At 53.5% G+C, this 803-nt stretch carries 1 protein-coding gene; it reads left to right on the top strand.

All coding sequences use genetic code 11. The features are described 5' to 3' along the window. Positions 1-803, top strand: an 803-nt coding sequence (locus FQK12_RS00070) for an elongation factor Tu (protein WP_146295606.1), incomplete at both ends; no start/stop codon positions are given.

The following is an 803-nucleotide window of genomic DNA, read 5'->3' as shown; positions in this document are numbered from 1 at the left end:
GACGGCCCGATGCCGCAGACTCGTGAGCACATCCTGCTGGGTCGTCAGGTAGGCGTTCCGTACATCATCGTGTTCCTGAACAAATGCGACATGGTTGATGACGAAGAGCTGCTGGAACTGGTTGAAATGGAAGTTCGTGAACTTCTGTCTCAGTACGATTTCCCGGGCGACGACACTCCGATCGTTCGCGGTTCCGCTCTGAAAGCGCTGGAAGGCGACGCAGACTGGGAAGCGAAAATCATCGAACTGGCTGGCTACCTGGATTCTTACATCCCGGAACCAGAGCGTGCGATTGACAAGCCGTTCCTGCTGCCGATCGAAGACGTATTCTCCATCTCCGGTCGTGGTACCGTTGTTACCGGTCGTGTAGAGCGCGGTATCATCAAAGTTGGCGAAGAAGTTGAAATCGTTGGTATCAAAGAGACTGCGAAGTCTACCTGTACTGGCGTTGAAATGTTCCGCAAACTGCTGGACGAAGGCCGTGCTGGTGAGAACGTTGGTGTTCTGCTGCGTGGTATCAAACGTGAAGAAATCGAACGTGGTCAGGTACTGGCTAAGCCGGGTTCTATCAAGCCGCACACCAAGTTCGAATCTGAAGTGTACATTCTGTCCAAAGACGAAGGCGGCCGTCATACTCCGTTCTTCAAAGGCTACCGTCCGCAGTTCTACTTCCGTACAACTGACGTGACTGGCACCATCGAACTGCCGGAAGGCGTAGAGATGGTAATGCCGGGCGACAACATCAAAATGGTTGTTACCCTGATCCACCCGATCGCGATGGACGACGGTCTGCGTTTCGCAAT

It is taken from the genome of Klebsiella sp. ME-303 (assembly GCF_007910085.1).
In the GTDB taxonomy this organism is placed as follows: Bacteria; Pseudomonadota; Gammaproteobacteria; order Enterobacterales; family Enterobacteriaceae; genus Klebsiella; species Klebsiella michiganensis.
This window is presented reverse-complemented; position numbering and strand designations above follow the sequence as displayed.